Origin of the sequence: Paraburkholderia sp. JHI869 (genome assembly GCF_038900775.1) — a bacterium.
Taxonomy (GTDB): Bacteria; Pseudomonadota; Gammaproteobacteria; order Burkholderiales; family Burkholderiaceae; genus Paraburkholderia.
Genome location: NZ_JAYMSC010000020.1, coordinates 82,645 through 97,593, shown reverse-complemented (window position 1 = coordinate 97,593; position 14,949 = coordinate 82,645). Strand labels below are relative to the sequence as shown.

The window sequence follows — 14,949 nt, the reverse complement described above, 5'->3', positions numbered from 1 at the left end:
CCACCATGAGTAATCCGTAGGAACACGCCGGCGTGCGCAGCGATCGCGCGCCGGCCTCTCTCACCCACACACGTCAAGCAAGAGATAGAGACTGGAGGCAGTTCAATGGATGGCAATCCGTTTCTCAAAATACAAAGCCTCGGCCGCGCGCTGATGCTTCCCATCGCAGTGCTGCCGGTTGCCGGCATCCTGCTTCGCTTCGGCCAGGCCGACATGCTCAATATCAAGATCATCGCCGACGCGGGCGGCGCGATCTTCGATAACCTGCCGCTGCTGTTTGCGATCGGCATCGCAGTGGGCTTCGCGAAGGACAACAACGGCGTAGCCGGCCTTGCAGGCGCGCTGGGCTATCTGGTCCAGACCGCCGTGATGAAGGACATCAACGACAAGCTCAACATGGGTGTGCTGTCGGGCGTGGTGGCCGGTGTCGTCGCGGGCATGCTGTACAACCGCTTCAAGGACATCAAGCTGCCAGAGTTCCTCGCGTTCTTCGGTGGCAAACGCTTCGTGCCAATCGTCACAGGGCTCACGTGTCTGGTACTGGGTATCGTGTTCGGCTACGTGTGGGGACCGGTGCAGGGCGTGATCGACACCGCCGGACATTGGCTCACCACGGCTGGCGCAATCGGCACCTTCGTGTACGGCTTGCTCAACCGCCTCTTGCTCGTCACGGGTCTGCACCACATCCTGAATTCGCTCGTGTGGTTCGTGTTCGGTTCGTTCACGCCGGCAGCCGGCGGAGCGGCCGTCACGGGCGACCTGCACCGCTTCTTCGCGGGCGACCCCACTGCGGGCAGCTTCATGGCCGGCTTCTTCCCGGTGATGATGTTCGGCCTGCCGGCAGCGTGCCTCGCGATGCTGCATGAAGCGCCGAAGGACAAGCGTGCGATGGTGGGCGGCCTGCTGTTTTCGATGGCGCTCACCTCGTTCCTCACGGGCGTGACCGAACCGATCGAGTTCACTTTCATGTTCCTGGCGCCTGTGCTCTACGCGATCCACGCGGTGCTCACGGGCCTGTCGCTGGCGATCTGCTCGCTGCTCGGCATCAAGCTCGGTTTCACGTTCTCGGCGGGCGCGATCGACTACGTGCTGAACTACGGGCTCTCCACGCATGGCTGGTATGCGATTCCGCTCGGCGTGGTCTATGCGGTCGTGTACTACGGGCTGTTCCGCTTCTTCATCCGCCGCTTCAATCTGCCCACGCCGGGCCGCGAAGCGTCGGCGGGCGATACGGCTATCGCCTCGACGATGTCGGGCGTTGCGGTGCCGGCTGGCGGTGCGGCATCGGCGGCAACGCTTTCGCGTGCTGCGCGTTACATCGATGCGCTGGGCGGCGCGGCCAACCTCAAGGTGGTCGACGCCTGCACGACGCGTCTGCGTCTCACAGTTGTCGATCCGGCGCATGTCTCGGAACCGGCACTGAAGGCGATCGGCGCGCGCGGCGTGCTCAAGCGCGGCGGCGAAAGCGTGCAGGTCATCATCGGACCGGAAGCGGACATCATCGCCGATGAAATGCGCGGCGAAATCGCACGTGGCGGTGCGGCAGTCAAGGTAGCGCCGGTGGCACAGCCAGCAGCACAGGCTCCTCAGGCGAGCGCAAACGCCGATGTCGCGCAGGGCCCGCTCGATCCGAACCCGTCGCGCTGGCTCGCGGTGTTCGGCGGCGTGGCCAACATCGTCTCGCTCGACGCCGTGGCGGCCACGCGCCTGCGCGTGATCGTGCGCGACCCGGCGGCCGTGGATCGCGAGAAGCTCGGCGCGCTCGACGTGGCGTGGATTTCGGCGGACACGCTGCACATCGTGGTCGGCGACGCCGCGCCGCGCTATGCGCGTGAGCTGGCGCTCCAGCCGGCGTAATCGATTCGTTGTCTGTCCATGAAAAACGCCGCGGCACATGTCGCGGCGTTTTTGTTCATGGCGCTTTTAAGCGGCTTCGGCGCTTAGTACAACGTATGCTGGTTGTCCCGTATCGTCTCGGCGGTGATCTTGCCGTGCATGACGCGATAGACCCACGCCGTATAGCCGAGCACGATCGGCAGGAAGATGATGACGGCCACGAGCATGATCTCGAGCGTCATCTTGCTCGAGGTCGCGTCCCAGACCGTGAGGCTCGAACGCGGGTCGAGCGACGAGGGCATGATGAACGGGAACATCGAGAAGCCCGCAGTCAAAATCACGCCGACGATCTGCAGCCCCGTGCTGATGAACGCAAGCCGCTCGAAGCGCGAACCCGCGAGTGCGAACGCGAGCACGCCGCCGAGCACGCCCACGGCAGGGGCGAGCGTCATCCACGGATAAAGCCCGTAGTTCGCGAGCCAGAGCCCAGGCCCCGAATCGACGCTCTTGAGGAGCGGATTGGCCACCGTGTCCAAAGGCGCAGGCGACGTGATCGTATAGCCGCCGATGAGCGTCGCCACGAGCGCGCCCGCCACCAGGAACAAAACGATGGTGAGCGCCGAGAAGAGCCGCAGTGCCTTCGAGGCGCGCGTGGCGACGATGCCGTCGCTCTTCATCTTCAGGAACGCCGCGCCGTGCGCGGTGAGCATGCAAAGACTCACGAGCCCGCAGACCAGCGCGAACGGATTCAGGAGTGCGAAAAAGCTGCCGTGATACGTCACGCGCAGATCAGTGTCGTAGGCGAACGGCACCCCCTGGAGCAGATTGCCGAACGCCACGCCGAACACGAGCGCGGGCACGAAGCCGCCGATGAAAAGACCGTAGTCCCAGCCCTGGCGCCATCTCACGTCCACGCGTTTGCCGCGATAGTCGAAGCCCACGGGCCGGAAAAACAGCGAGAAGAGCACGAGCAGCATCGCGAAGTAAAAGCCCGAGAACGACGCCGCATAGGCGAGCGGCCAAGCGGCGAACATCGCGCCACCTGCCGTGATGAACCAGACCTGGTTGCCTTCCCACGTCGCGCCCACCGCGTTGATGACGATGCGGCGCTCCTCGTCGGTCTTGCCGACGAAGGGCAGCAGCACGGCCGCGCCCATGTCGAAGCCGTCGGTGACCGCAAAACCGATCAGCAGCACGCCGATCAGCACCCACCAGATCAACTTGAGCGTTGCGTAGTCCATGGCGTGTTTCCTTGCATCTTTCGCTATTTCGCGTCGATTCGCGTCGATCAGGCGACCTTGCCGTCTGTCGCCAGCGTGGCCGTCTGCTCGTGGAAGTAACGGCCGGTGTGCAGCGACGAAGGCCCGAGGCGCGCGTACTTGAACATCAGTGTGATCTCGATGATGAAGAGCACCGTGTAGAAGATCACGAAGCCCGCGATGCTCAGCATCACGTCGCCGGGCGCGAGGCTCGAAGCCGAGAGGCGCGTGGGCAGCACTTCCGCGATGGTCCACGGCTGGCGGCCCAGCTCCGCGACGACCCAGCCGAACTCGGCGGCGAGCCACGGCAGCGGGATCGCCACGAGGGCCCAGCCGAGGAACCAGCGGCGGTTGTCCTTGAGCAGCGAACGCTGCGCGCAGAACCAGAACGCGAGCACGAAGGTCACGAGAAAGAGGATGCCGAGCCCGACCATCACGCGGAACGACCAGAACAAGGGCGCGACGGGCGGAATCGACGTTCGCGAGGCGGCCCTGATCTGCTCGGAAGTCGCGTCGAGCACGTTCGGCGTGAAGCGCCTCAGGAGCAGGCCGTAGCCGAGGTCGGCCTTGTGCGCTTCGAACACGTCGCGCGTTTCGGTGTCGGCGGTGCCTTCTTTCATCTTTTGCAGCGCGGCGTAGGCGAGCATGCCGTTGCGGATGCGCACCTCGGCGCGGCCCATGAGGTCCTTCAGGCCGATCACGGGCGTGTCGATCGAGCGCGTGGCGATGATGCCCATCAGCCAGGGAATGCGGATCGCGTAGTCGGTGCGCTCTTCCTTCTGGTTAGGCAGGCCGAACAGCGTGAACGGCGCGGGGGCGGGCGCGGTGTCCCATTCGGCCTCGATGGCGGCGAGCTTGACCTGCTGGACCACGCCGTCGGTGTAGCCCGATTCGTCGCCGAGGATCAGCACGCACAGCGTGGAAGCCAGGCCAAAGCCCGCGGCGATCGCGTACGAGCGCAGCGCGAACTCCACGTCGCGCCGACGCAGCAGGTACCACGACGAGATGCCGAGCACGAACATCGACGCCGTCACGTAGCCCGCCGAAACGGTGTGCACGAACTTCACCTGCGCGACGGGGTTGAAGATCACCGCGAACAGATTGGTGAGTTCCATGCGCATGGTTTCGTAGTTGAACGCCGCGCCCACGGGGTTCTGCATCCAGCCGTTGGCGATGAGAATCCACAGCGCCGAGAGGTTCGAGCCGAGCGCGACGAGAAACGTGGTGAAAAGGTGCGCGCCTTTGGACAGGCGATTCCAGCCGAAGAAAAAGAGACCGACGAAAGTCGATTCGAGGAAGAACGCCGCGAGCCCTTCCACGGCGAGCGGCACGCCGAAAATGTCGCCCACGTAGTGCGAGTAGTACGACCAGTTGGTGCCGAACTGGAACTCCATCGTGAGGCCGGTGGTGACGCCCATCGCGAAGTTGATGGCGAAGAGCTTGCCCCAGAACAGCGTCATGTCCTTGTAGATCACCTTGCCGGTCATCACATAGACGGACTCCATGATGACGAGCAGCCATGAGAGGCCGAGCGTGAGCGGCACGAAGAGGAAGTGGTAGAGCGCGGTGATGGCGAACTGAAGACGCGAGAGTTCCACCGATTCAATCGTGGGCATGACGGTCTCCTCCTTGCGGCGGCGTTGCCTGAGGTTGGGACACGGACGGCTGGGCCGAAGACATGGGCACGGCCAGAATGGCCTGCGCGACAGCGGCGGGCGGCATGTTCATGTCTTCCGCCTGCGGGTGATTGAAGAACGCGTATTTGAGCGCCATCAGCAAGACGAGCTTGACGACGAGAACGAGGGCAATATCGCGCGCGAAGGTCGGGCCGCGCATCCACTGGAGGATGCGCGTGCGCAGCCACGACGGTGTGCGCTGGCGTTGACCGGATGCCGGGATCATGACGACGGGTGCCCTCGAACGCGATACGAGGCCAGACCGCGGAGCGGCGTCTGGCTCACCACCTCGAAATCATCTTAGGGTGGAATCAGCGAGGCCGGTGCGAAGGTGCGCAGCCTTCTGGGCGCGCAAAAGAAAAACCCCGTTCGCGGGAACGGGGTTTTCGGTGTGGCGTTGAGACCTGCGGCGGCTTACGCGTAGTCGGCGAGCGCGGTGCGCATCTTCTTCATGGCGCTCGCCTCGATCTGGCGAATGCGTTCGGCCGAGACGCCGAACTCGTCGGCCAGTTCGTGCAGGGTCGAGCCGCCCGAACCGTCGTCGTCGACGTTGAGCCAGCGCGCCTCGATGATGCGGCGGCTGCGCGCATCCAGCGCTTCCAGCGCGCTCGCAATGCCGTCGGACTGCAGACGGTCGCGCGAACGGGCGGCGAGCACGGCGCTCGGCTCGCTGTGCGAGTCCGCGAGCCAGGCGATCGGGGCGAACGACTCCTCGCCGTCTTCGGTCTGGCCTTCGAGCGCGATGTCGGCGCCTGACAGGCGCGTTTCCATCTCCACGACCTCTTCGCGCTTCACGTTCAGTTCCTGCGCGAGGCCGTCGATTTCCTCCGGCGTGAACGACTGCAGGCCCTGCTTGTGGCTGCGCAGGTTGAAGAACAGCTTGCGCTGCGCTTTGGTCGTGGCGACCTTCACCATGCGCCAGTTGCGCAGGATGTACTCGTGGATCTCAGCCTTGATCCAGTGCATGGCGTACGACACGAGGCGCACGTTCTGCTCGGGGTCGAAGCGTTTCACGGCCTTCATCAGGCCGATGTTGCCTTCCTGGATCAGGTCGGCGTGCGGCAGGCCATAGCCCAGATAGTTACGCGCGATCGACACCACGAGGCGCAGGTGCGACAGCACCAGGCGGCGCGCGCCTTCAAGATTGTTTTGCTCGCGAAACTCGGTCGCGAACTGACGCTCTTCCTGGAGCGTCAGCATCGGGATCCGGTTCACGGCTTGAATATAGGCATCGATGTTGCCCAGCTGGCCGGGCAACAGGGAAGCATTCGCGAGCGCCAATGAGCCCCCGGCCTTGGCCGACGACGGGCTCAGCGTACTCGGAAGGGTCATGGTCATTGCGTTGCTCACGTAGCGAACTCCTCAGGATCTTGCAAAAGTCAGGTAGCGACTCCACGCTGGATGTTAGCACTCTGAATTACCGAGTGCTAATACTTGGAGTCTGTAGGGGCTTCAAGGTTCCTTGGTTCCTATCGAAATGGTTGTATCGATAGATTACACTAAACGCTGGCAGTCAAGCGGGGCGAGGCCTCGCGCCCGGCGCAGGCCAGCGCAGAGGGCAGGCCGAAGGAACACTCTAGAACGGGACAGCAGTCCGGCGCGTGGGCGCGGGGAATAAAGGGTTGAATCAGCGGTGCTCGATGGGCCGCGCAGCGCCTGGACTCTGCCACGGAACTTGATAGATAGACATCGGATGAAGCCGAAAGTGCTGCGCTGCGACATCCGGGCGCGGCCGCGTGGATGCCGCAACCGCCACGCGCGGTTTTCGCCGGACGCGTGGTTTATGCCTCATACATGGAGGCGTTGTCTTTGATCGCAAGTATCCATGCGCTGAAACCTGGTATAAATTTCAGCCAGACGTATGCAGAAAATCTTCGGCGTGGATCTGCGCTCAGGCGCGGGGCGGCGCGCAAGGGGCTCGAGCGATGGCGGCAAAACTAATCGATGCGATTCGCGGACTTGAGCGCGAGCGCTTTCGCGCGATGGTTGACGGCGATGGCACGTCGCTGGACCAGTTGCTGTCCGATCACGCGACCTTCGTCCACACCAATGGCAAGCGCGAGACCAAACAGCAGTTCATCGAAGCGATCACGGCGGGACGCCGGCGCTATCGCCAGATCGAGATCCAGTCGCAGGACGTGCTGCATGCGGGCAACGAGGCCTGCGTAGTCTCCGGCCGCGTGCTGATCGAGATGGAAGCCAACAACGGTGCGTTGCTCTTTCCTATTGCCTATACGGCGATCCAGACGCAGGAGGATGGCCACTGGCGTCTGCTCGCATGGCAGGCGACGCGTTGCGCGATCGAGTGATGACCGGTAAGTCCACCCGCTGAAACGCCGTTTAGACGCCTCAGGCGCACGCCAACGGCCCGTTTTGCCGTCGGCGCTCAACAATGCCGCCGATTTCCCTGCTGTCACTCAAACTGCTTTGCGCGTCGCGCGCGACGAGCTTCAGGCCGCCACGCGCCGATCCACTTGCGGCCAGACCGCGCGATTCACCGCGCTGACCATCGCCGCGGCACACGCATGGACCGCGTCTTCGCCCACGCCTACGCCGTGGCGCAGCGGCTGGCCGCCCACGCGCGCGCCGACGAACACGGCCGTGCCACCTTGCGCCGTGCGCTCGGTCTCGAACGACGTGACTTCAATGCGCTCGCCCGCTATTGTCGCGATTGCGTCGGCCACGGCTTGCGCATGCGCTTCATCGATGTTCGCGGCAGCCGGCATGGCCACATCGCGACCTTCCCAGCGCACTCGACCTGAACCAGCATTGGCCGCCGGCCCGCGCGTTTCGAAGTACTCACGCGCGAAAAGCGCGCAGACCGCATCGCCGGTGATTTCCTCGCCCGACGTATCGGCGACAGTCTGCACGGCGTGGCTGAACTCGATCTGCACGCGGCGCGGCGGCGTGAAGCCCATGCCGCGTTCGAGCAGATACGTCGCGCCGCCCTTGCCCGACTGGCTGTTCACGCGGATCACCGCGTCATAGCTGCGGCCGAGATCGGCGGGATCGATCGGGAGATAGGGCACTTCCCAGACGGCGTCGGGGCGTTGCTGCGCGAAGCCCTTGCGGATCGCGTCCTGATGCGAGCCCGAGAACGCCGTGAACACAAGGTCGCCCGCATACGGATGGCGCGGGTGCACGGGCAACTGGTTGCAGCGCTCAACCACGCGGCGCACGGCGTCGATGTCGGAGAAGTCGAGGCCCGGGTCGATGCCCTGGGTGTAGAGGTTCATCGCGAGCGTGACGAGATCGACGTTGCCGGTGCGCTCGCCGTTGCCGAAGAGGCAGCCTTCGATGCGGTCCGCGCCCGCGAGCAGCGCCATTTCGGCAGCGGCCACAGCAGTACCACGGTCGTTATGCGGGTGAACCGAGAGGACGATGCTGTCGCGGTACGCGAGATTGCGGTCCATCCACTCGATCTGGTCGGCGTAGACGTTGGGCATCGCTGCTTCAACCGTCGCCGGGAGATTCACGATCATCTTGTGATCGCGCGTCGGGCGCCACGTCTGGGCCACGGCATCGCAGACTTCGCGCGCGAAGGTCAGCTCGGTCATGCTGAACGTTTCGGGCGAATACTGGTAAGTCCAGTGCGTTTGCGGGTTCTTATCGGCATGTTCGCGGATGATGCGCGTGCCTTCAACCGCGAGCGCTTTCACTTCGTCCTTCGATTGACCGAACACGATCTTGCGGAACGACGGGCAGATCGCGTTGTAAAGGTGAACGATGGCGCGCGGCACGCCTTCGAGCGCCTCGAACGTGCGCGCGATCAGTTCTTCACGCGACTGCACGAGCACTTCGATTGTCACGTCGTCGGGAATGCGCTTTTCCTCGATCAGCTTGCGCACGAAATCGAAGTCAGTCTGCGAAGCGGACGGAAAGCCGACTTCGATTTCCTTGAAGCCGATCGCGACAAGCATTTCGAAGAACTCGGTCTTCTGCTCGATGCTCATCGGCTCGATGAGCGACTGATTGCCGTCGCGCAGGTCGGTGCTCATCCAGATCGGCGCGCGTTCGACGGTGCGCGTCGGCCATTTGCGGCCGTTCAAGCGGATGGCGGGAAAGGGGCGGTACTTCTCGGCGGGATTACGCAACATGACGAGCCTCGTTCTTCATGGTGTCGTTTGCGATGGCGGTCGGCAGCGGGCGGCTGGCGGGCTGGCGACGGAGCACGATGCGCGAAACTTCACGCGTACGGGCGGCAACCTCGGACGCGAAGAAGACGGCCACGGTGACGGCGGTAGCCGGCGCGGCGAAAGCGGACGTGAACGATGCCCAAGCAACGTGCATTTTGACCTCGCGACTCGTCCGAACGGTAAACGGACGAATGCAGACGACAGGTTGTAGAGATACAGCGGATTTGGGGTACTGCGAGAACTGCTTTGGGAGGACCGCGGTGACCGGTGGAGGTGGTCGTTGCGGCGCTACACCAGCTTTAGGCTAGGCGTAGCGATAGGGCCGATAGTAGGCCGAAGGCAATGCGGAGGGTGTTCGGGAAGGAACGCATTCGTCCAATGTAAATCAGGGCGATTGCGCGTGTCAACAGGGAATTTGCAGATCGGCCGCGCGAAGATGCATGAAGATGGCGGACGTTGCGCGCCGATGCGCTTGCGGTGAAATGCGCGGGTCGCCCGCTCCGTGCGGCTTTCAGCGGATTGGGCGATGTGTTTTTTCTTCAGCGCTTCGCGATGCGCTTGATCGTCTCGATCTGGCGCGTGATCGCATCAGGCACCGGCGCTTCGCCGCGCAACACGGCTTCGATCCAGGCAGCCGTAGTTGGCGCGTCGCGGCCTTCCGGCAGATCGATTTCGGGCGCGCCCGGCGACGAGCGTTCCGGCTCGACCAGCGTTTCGCAGATTCCGTCGTGCAGCCAGTCGACCTGCACCTGGCGCCGCGTATCGGCGACGGCTTCGCCTTCGGTGCCGCGCGCGAGCAGCGCACCGCCCACGGCGGCTTCCGGATGCGCCGCGAAGAGGGCGCTCAGGCTTTCGCGGTACGGCGGGTGCGTGTAGTTCACGAGGCGCAAGCCCGGCTCGGCGAACGGTTGCAGCAGTTTTACGAGCGTATGCGTGGAGTTGCGCACGCCCATGCGCCGGCGCAGCGAGAGCAGCCGCGCGAGTTTGGGGGCGAGCGTTTCGATCGATGAAAACGCCACACGGCTCGACGCCAGTTGCGCCTCGACTTTGGCGTGATCGTGGGCTTCGGGCCGGTTCAGCGCCGCAAAGATCTCGGCGCTCGTCACGCGGCCCGGATCGGTGATCACGCCGTGCACGAGCGTCGGGACGCCTTCGCGCGCGAGCAGCAGGGCGAGCAGCGGCACGAGATTCGGTTGTTTGCGCGCGCCGTTGTAGCTTGGGATCGACACGGGCCGATAGTCGCCTCGAGGAACCGCTAGCGGCGCGAACGAGGCGTGCGCCGCGCAAAGCATGGCGGCCAGCTCATCCGCGGTTTCGCCCTTGAGGCGGTACGCGAGCAGCACCGCGCCTAGCTCCAGCTCGGGCACGCGGCCGTCGAGCATCGCGGCGTAGAGCGCGTGCGTGTCTTCCGACGAGAGCGAGCGCGCGCCGTGCGGTCCGCGGCCGATCTCCTTGATGAAGCGGGCGCACGGAAAGATGTCGGTGGAGTCTGCGGTGGTCATGGGCGAGCGCGGTTCGTTCGGCGGCGTGCGGGCGGGCCGCCGTCCTATTGAAATGGGGGATGCCACAAGTATCGCACGAGCACGCCGTGCCTCGCCGGGCACGCCAGCGGCTCATCGCGGTGGCCGCTTCGCTTGAAGACTCCGCCGCGCGCTCCCCAGCGCGCGTTACACTCGCGATTGTTCTGGCGGCGCAAGCCGTGCCGCTACGCCTTAAGCGCCCTAACGATCTACAGGCCCGCGTGCCTCGCGCACGCCCCATCACAAAGACGGAGAACTCCATGACGTACGCATTCGAACCGGCGGCGCTCGCCTCGGTGCCGGTGGCCGGCAGTGATACGCGTTTCCCGGTGCGGCGCATCTACTGCGTTGGCCGCAATTACGAAGCGCATGCGCGCGAGATGGGCCACGATCCGAACCGTGAACCGCCGTTCTTCTTCTCCAAGCCCGCCGACGCCATCCTCTATGTGGCGCCCGGCTCGACCGCCGAGTTTCCGTATCCCGCGCAGTCGCAGAACGTGCACTTCGAGATGGAGCTCGTCGCGGCGATCGGCAAGGGCGGCAAGGACATTCCGGTGGCGAGCGCGCTCGACCACGTTTATGGCTACGCGCTTGGCCTCGATATGACGCGCCGCGACCTGCAGGGCGAGGCGAAGAAGCTCGGCCGTCCGTGGGATACGGCGAAGGGCTTCGACCATTCGGCGCCAATCGGCCCGATCCATCCGGTTTCGAAAATCGGTCAGCTCGCGAAGGGTGACATCTGGCTCGCGGTGAACGGTGAGGAAAAGCAGCGCTCGGATATCTCGCAGATGATCTGGCCGGTTGCCGACACGATCGCGTTCCTTTCGACGCTGTTCGAGCTGAAGGCCGGCGACCTGATCTACACGGGCACGCCCGAAGGCGTGGGCGCCGTCGTCAAGGGCGACGTGATGACAGGCGGTGTGGCGGGGATCGGCGAATTCGCGGTGCGGGTCGTCTGAGCGGCGCCTGTCGCATCACGATTCAAAAGGAGCAAGAGAGGAGCATGAAGCTTTACAGCTATTTCCGCAGTTCGGCGTCGTATCGGGTGCGTATTGCGCTGAATCTGAAGAACCTGTCGTACGAGTACGTGCCGGTCCACCTCGTGCGCGACGGCGGCGAGCAGCTCAAGCCCGCCTACCGCCAGGTCAATCCCGACGCGATCGTCCCTGCGTTCGTCGACGACGAAGGGCACACGCTCCAGCAGTCGCTCGCGATCATCGAGTATCTGGAAGAGACGCATCCCGAGCCGCCGCTGCTGCCGAAGTCGCCGGCCGATCGCGCGCACGTGCGCTCGCTCGCGCTGCAGGTGGCGTGCGAGATTCATCCGGTGGACAACCTGCGCGTGCTGAAGTACCTCAAGCACACCGTAGGCGCAGACGACGCGACGAAAGACGCGTGGTACCGCCACTGGATCGAGGCGGGTTTCGCGACGCTCGAACAGCGGCTCGCCGGCGATTCGCGCACTGGCAAGCTCTGCTACGGCGACACGCCCACCATCGCCGACCTTTGCATCGTGCCGCAGGTCTACAACGCGAACCGCTTCAAGATCGACACGACGCGTTACCCGACCATTCAGCGCATCAACGACTACGCGCTCACGCTCGACGCGTTCGCGCGCGCAGCGCCTGGCGTGCAGCCGGATTCGGAGTGAGCGTCTGACCGGCTCATCTGAGTTTCGCCAATGAAAAAGGGCGTCGTTCGTGAGAACGACGCCCTTCGTGCATCTAAAGCTGCGTAAAATCTGGTCTTCAGCCGCCAAGCAGCGCGTCGGCGAATTCTTCGGCCACGAACGGCTGCAGGTCCTCGACCTTCTCGCCCACGCCGATGAAGTACACGGGGATCGGACGTTGACGCGCGATCGCAGCGAGAATGCCGCCCTTGGCCGTGCCGTCGAGCTTCGTGACGATGAGGCCCGTGAGGCCGAGCGCGTCGTCGAAGGCCTTGACCTGCGCGAGCGCGTTCTGGCCCGTGTTCGCGTCGATCACGAGCAGCACCTCGTGCGGCGCGCCGTCGAACGCCTTGCCGATCACGCGCTTGACCTTCTTCAGCTCGTCCATCAGGTGCAATTGCGTGGGCAGGCGGCCCGCCGTGTCGGCCATCACCACGTCGATGCGGCGTGCGCGCGCGGCGCTCACGGCGTCGAAGATCACCGCGGCCGGGTCGCCGCTTTCCTGCTGCACGACCGTCACGTTGTTGCGCTCGCCCCAGATGGCGAGCTGTTCACGTGCAGCGGCGCGGAAGGTGTCGCCCGCGGCGAGCAGAACGCTCTGGTCGAAGCTCTGCAGATGCTTCGCCAGTTTGCCGATGCTGGTGGTCTTGCCCGCGCCGTTCACGCCCGCGATCATCATCACGAGCGGCTGCGCGCGGCCGAGCATGAGCGACTTTTCGAGCGGCTTGAGCATGCCGATAAGCAGTTCGCGCAGGGCGTTCTTCACCTGCTGCGCGTCGGTCAGGCGTTCGGCGCGCACCTTCTGGCGCAGCGTTTCGAGCAGATATTCGGTGGCGTCGACGCCTGCATCCGACATCAGCAGTGCGGTTTCGAGTTCCTCATACAGATCGTCGTCGATCTTCGCGTTGACGAAGATGCTCTGGATGTTCGAGCCCGTTTTCGAGAGCCCAGACCTCAGGCGCTTGAGCCACGATTGCTTTGCTGCGGCCTCGAGCGCAGGCGGCGGGACGATCTCGATGGCTTCCGGTTCGTCGTCGTAGGTGGCGGCCGTAGCTTGCGGCGGTGCGACCGGCTTGACCGGAGCGGTCACGGCCGGTGGGACGGGCGCCGCAGGCAACGCCTCGGGCGCCGTGCTGGCGGGCGCTTCGATGGCCTCGTCCGGCGCCTCGAGGGTGGCTTCGTCCTGCGCGTTTTCGGCCGGCGCGTTCTCGGCGTCCTTCGAGCCGCGGAATCGTTTGAAGAAACTGAACATGGTCTGGGGTGGGTCAGGCGCGCTGCGGGTCGGACCGAGGGGCGGTCAGCGACGGCATGGGAAGAGGTAACGCGCGGAAAACATGGCATTTTATCAGGCACATTACCTGGAGTCGCTGCGGCTTCGCGGCGAGGTGCCGCCAGGGGGGCTCTGTGGCGCGCGCAGGGCACGTGAGCGCCCCTGTGGTAACGTGCGCGCATTGGAGGGTGCGATGCGAAAGCGTGGCGCCCGCCCCCCCGCAATCGAGTTCCGCCGGCAGGTTGACTGCCTGCGGTCAAATGCATACAGCCGTACGACACAGCGCATGACCCGTTCCTCATCTCCACGTGGCCAAGGCGGCCGCTCTCATCAGTCCGATCCGCGCGCACGTGGCGGCGGTGGCGGCGGCGCGCACACGATCCGCATCATCGGCGGCGACTGGAAGCGCACGCCGCTGCCGGTGCTCGATCTCGATGGCCTGCGCCCGACCCCCGACCGCGTGCGCGAAACGCTCTTCAACTGGCTCGGCCAGCGCCTCGACGGCCTGCGCTGCCTCGACCTGTTCGCGGGCAGCGGCGGGCTTGGTTTCGAGGCGGCCTCGCGCGGCGCCGCGCGCGTCGTGATGGTGGAGCGCAGCGCGCGCGCCGCGGCGCAGTTGCGGGCTAACCAGGCGCGCCTTGGCGCGCGCATGATCGAAATCGCGGAAGCCGACGCGCTGCGCCTCGCGGCCAATCTCGCGCCAGGCTCATTCGATGTGGTGTTCCTCGACCCGCCGTTCGGCGACACCGCGCTGCTCGCGCGCTCGCTCGAAGTGGCTGCGCCGCTCGTCGCCCAAGGCGGCTGGCTTTACGTGGAGTCGGGTGAGCACGTCGATCCGGCTGCGCGGCCCGCACTGGCAGGCTGGAGTGTGGTGCGCGAGGGCAAGGCAGGTGCGGTTCACTATCATTTGCTGCAGCGCGAAAATGAGGAATAATGCGCGTTCGATAAGAAGCGGCGGGCGGCCTGACCGTCACGCACGCACGTGTGCATGCGTCGCCACGGCACTGCATTGCACCCCATTTCTGTTGAGAGGAGAAGCCTCATGGTAGTCGCCGTGTACCCCGGTACCTTCGACCCGCTCACGCGCGGCCACGAAGATCTCGTGCGGCGCGCGTCGAGCATTTTCGACACGCTGGTAGTCGGCGTTGCGGACAGCCGCAACAAGAAACCGTTCTTCTCGCTCAACGAGCGGCTCGAGATCGCCCACGAGGTGCTCGGCCACTATCCGAACGTCCAGGTCATGAGCTTCAAGGGGCTCCTGAAGGACTTCGTGCGCACCAACAACGCACGCGTGATCGTGCGCGGCCTGCGCGCGGTCTCGGACTTCGAGTACGAGTTTCAGATGGCGGGCATGAACCGCTACCTGCTGCCCGACGTCGAGACGATGTTCATGACGCCTTCTGACCAGTATCAGTTCATTTCGGGCACGATCGTGCGCGAAATCGCCCAATTGGGCGGCGATGTCAGCAAGTTCGTGTTTCCTTCGGTGGAAAAGCGCTTGCAGGACAAAGTGGCCGCGATGGGCGGCCCGGTTGCGTAGGCGTGAACGCGCGGCGAAAGCAGCGTAAACTATAGGGCTGAGC

The 14,949-nt window shown here is 64.8% G+C and carries 13 protein-coding genes; 6 read left to right on the top strand and 7 right to left on the bottom strand.

The genetic code is table 11. The annotated features are described in order from the left end of the window. Nucleotides 1–105 precede the first annotated feature (105 nt). A complete protein-coding gene (nagE, locus tag VSR72_RS28630; protein WP_342955698.1) occupies nucleotides 106–1,857 on the top strand; it encodes an N-acetylglucosamine-specific PTS transporter subunit IIBC in 1,752 nt (583 codons plus the stop codon). Between the two features lie 83 nt (nucleotides 1,858–1,940). Here nagE and cydB read toward each other — a convergent pair whose 3' ends face one another. The 4 genes from cydB to rpoH form a co-directional block, all read right to left on the bottom strand. Continuing rightward, the gene (gene cydB, locus VSR72_RS28625; protein ID WP_342955697.1) at nucleotides 1,941–3,077 is read right to left on the bottom strand and encodes a cytochrome d ubiquinol oxidase subunit II; all 1,137 of its coding nucleotides are present in this window, start codon (nucleotides 3,075–3,077) and stop codon (nucleotides 1,941–1,943) included. A gap of 47 nt (nucleotides 3,078–3,124) precedes the next feature. After that, a complete protein-coding gene (locus tag VSR72_RS28620; RefSeq protein WP_342955696.1) occupies nucleotides 3,125–4,711 on the bottom strand; it encodes a cytochrome ubiquinol oxidase subunit I in 1,587 nt (528 codons plus the stop codon). Then, entirely contained in the window at nucleotides 4,698–4,997 is a 300-nt protein-coding gene (cydP, locus tag VSR72_RS28615) for a cytochrome oxidase putative small subunit CydP (protein WP_342955695.1), read from the bottom strand. The genes VSR72_RS28620 and cydP overlap by 14 nt, the downstream gene beginning before the upstream one ends. Nucleotides 4,998–5,185: 188 nt before the next feature. Continuing rightward, entirely contained in the window at nucleotides 5,186–6,121 is a 936-nt protein-coding gene (rpoH, locus tag VSR72_RS28610; RefSeq protein ID WP_342955694.1) for an RNA polymerase sigma factor RpoH, read from the bottom strand. Between the two features lie 575 nt (nucleotides 6,122–6,696). Between rpoH and VSR72_RS28605 the strand changes: the two genes are divergently transcribed. After that, nucleotides 6,697–7,080 (top strand): nuclear transport factor 2 family protein, encoded by a 384-nt coding sequence (locus tag VSR72_RS28605; RefSeq protein WP_342955693.1) that lies wholly within the window; start codon nucleotides 6,697–6,699, stop codon nucleotides 7,078–7,080. A 141-nt stretch (nucleotides 7,081–7,221) separates the two neighbouring features. Here VSR72_RS28605 and leuA read toward each other — a convergent pair whose 3' ends face one another. Then, nucleotides 7,222–8,868 carry a 2-isopropylmalate synthase gene (gene leuA, locus VSR72_RS28600; RefSeq protein WP_342955692.1) on the bottom strand — a complete coding sequence of 549 codons (1,647 nt, stop codon included), beginning with the start codon at nucleotides 8,866–8,868 and terminating at the stop codon, nucleotides 7,222–7,224. A gap of 578 nt (nucleotides 8,869–9,446) precedes the next feature. Further along, on the bottom strand, nucleotides 9,447–10,409 hold the full coding sequence (gene ybiB, locus VSR72_RS28595) for a DNA-binding protein YbiB (RefSeq protein ID WP_342955691.1): 963 nt from the start codon (nucleotides 10,407–10,409) through the stop codon (nucleotides 9,447–9,449). Between the two features lie 278 nt (nucleotides 10,410–10,687). Between ybiB and VSR72_RS28590 the strand changes: the two genes are divergently transcribed. Both VSR72_RS28590 and maiA read left to right on the top strand, forming a co-directional pair. Further along, a complete protein-coding gene (locus VSR72_RS28590) occupies nucleotides 10,688–11,386 on the top strand; it encodes a fumarylacetoacetate hydrolase family protein (RefSeq protein WP_342955690.1) in 699 nt (232 codons plus the stop codon). A 44-nt stretch (nucleotides 11,387–11,430) separates the two neighbouring features. Continuing rightward, nucleotides 11,431–12,078, top strand: a complete 648-nt coding sequence (gene maiA / locus VSR72_RS28585; RefSeq protein WP_342955689.1) for a maleylacetoacetate isomerase — start codon at nucleotides 11,431–11,433, stop codon at nucleotides 12,076–12,078. A 97-nt stretch (nucleotides 12,079–12,175) separates the two neighbouring features. Here maiA and ftsY read toward each other — a convergent pair whose 3' ends face one another. After that, nucleotides 12,176–13,348 carry a signal recognition particle-docking protein FtsY gene (gene ftsY / locus VSR72_RS28580; protein WP_342955688.1) on the bottom strand — a complete coding sequence of 391 codons (1,173 nt, stop codon included), beginning with the start codon at nucleotides 13,346–13,348 and terminating at the stop codon, nucleotides 12,176–12,178. Nucleotides 13,349–13,652: 304 nt separating this feature from the next. Here ftsY and rsmD point away from each other — a divergent pair, with 304 nt between their 5' ends. Both rsmD and coaD read left to right on the top strand, forming a co-directional pair. Further along, nucleotides 13,653–14,300 (top strand): 16S rRNA (guanine(966)-N(2))-methyltransferase RsmD, encoded by a 648-nt coding sequence (gene rsmD / locus VSR72_RS28575; protein ID WP_342955687.1) that lies wholly within the window; start codon nucleotides 13,653–13,655, stop codon nucleotides 14,298–14,300. Nucleotides 14,301–14,408: 108 nt separating this feature from the next. Next, a complete protein-coding gene (coaD, locus tag VSR72_RS28570) occupies nucleotides 14,409–14,906 on the top strand; it encodes a pantetheine-phosphate adenylyltransferase (protein ID WP_324140502.1) in 498 nt (165 codons plus the stop codon). The last annotated feature ends 43 nt before the right edge of the window (nucleotides 14,907–14,949 follow it).

Excerpts from the sequence above, each read along its gene's own strand:
- nagE (WP_342955698.1), top strand. The coding sequence starts at position 106 with ATGGATGGCAATCCGTTTCTCAAAATACAAAGCCTCGGCCGCGCGCTG.
- ybiB (WP_342955691.1), bottom strand. The coding sequence starts at position 10,409 with ATGACCACCGCAGACTCCACCGACATCTTTCCGTGCGCCCGCTTCATC.
- cydB (WP_342955697.1), bottom strand. The coding sequence starts at position 3,077 with ATGGACTACGCAACGCTCAAGTTGATCTGGTGGGTGCTGATCGGCGTG.
- VSR72_RS28605 (WP_342955693.1), top strand. The coding sequence starts at position 6,697 with ATGGCGGCAAAACTAATCGATGCGATTCGCGGACTTGAGCGCGAGCGC.
- cydP (WP_342955695.1), bottom strand. The coding sequence starts at position 4,997 with ATGATCCCGGCATCCGGTCAACGCCAGCGCACACCGTCGTGGCTGCGC.
- VSR72_RS28590 (WP_342955690.1), top strand. The coding sequence starts at position 10,688 with ATGACGTACGCATTCGAACCGGCGGCGCTCGCCTCGGTGCCGGTGGCC.
- coaD (WP_324140502.1), top strand. The coding sequence starts at position 14,409 with ATGGTAGTCGCCGTGTACCCCGGTACCTTCGACCCGCTCACGCGCGGC.
- leuA (WP_342955692.1), bottom strand. The coding sequence starts at position 8,868 with ATGTTGCGTAATCCCGCCGAGAAGTACCGCCCCTTTCCCGCCATCCGC.
- maiA (WP_342955689.1), top strand. The coding sequence starts at position 11,431 with ATGAAGCTTTACAGCTATTTCCGCAGTTCGGCGTCGTATCGGGTGCGT.
- rsmD (WP_342955687.1), top strand. The coding sequence starts at position 13,653 with ATGACCCGTTCCTCATCTCCACGTGGCCAAGGCGGCCGCTCTCATCAG.
- VSR72_RS28620 (WP_342955696.1), bottom strand. The coding sequence starts at position 4,711 with ATGCCCACGATTGAATCGGTGGAACTCTCGCGTCTTCAGTTCGCCATC.
- ftsY (WP_342955688.1), bottom strand. The coding sequence starts at position 13,348 with ATGTTCAGTTTCTTCAAACGATTCCGCGGCTCGAAGGACGCCGAGAAC.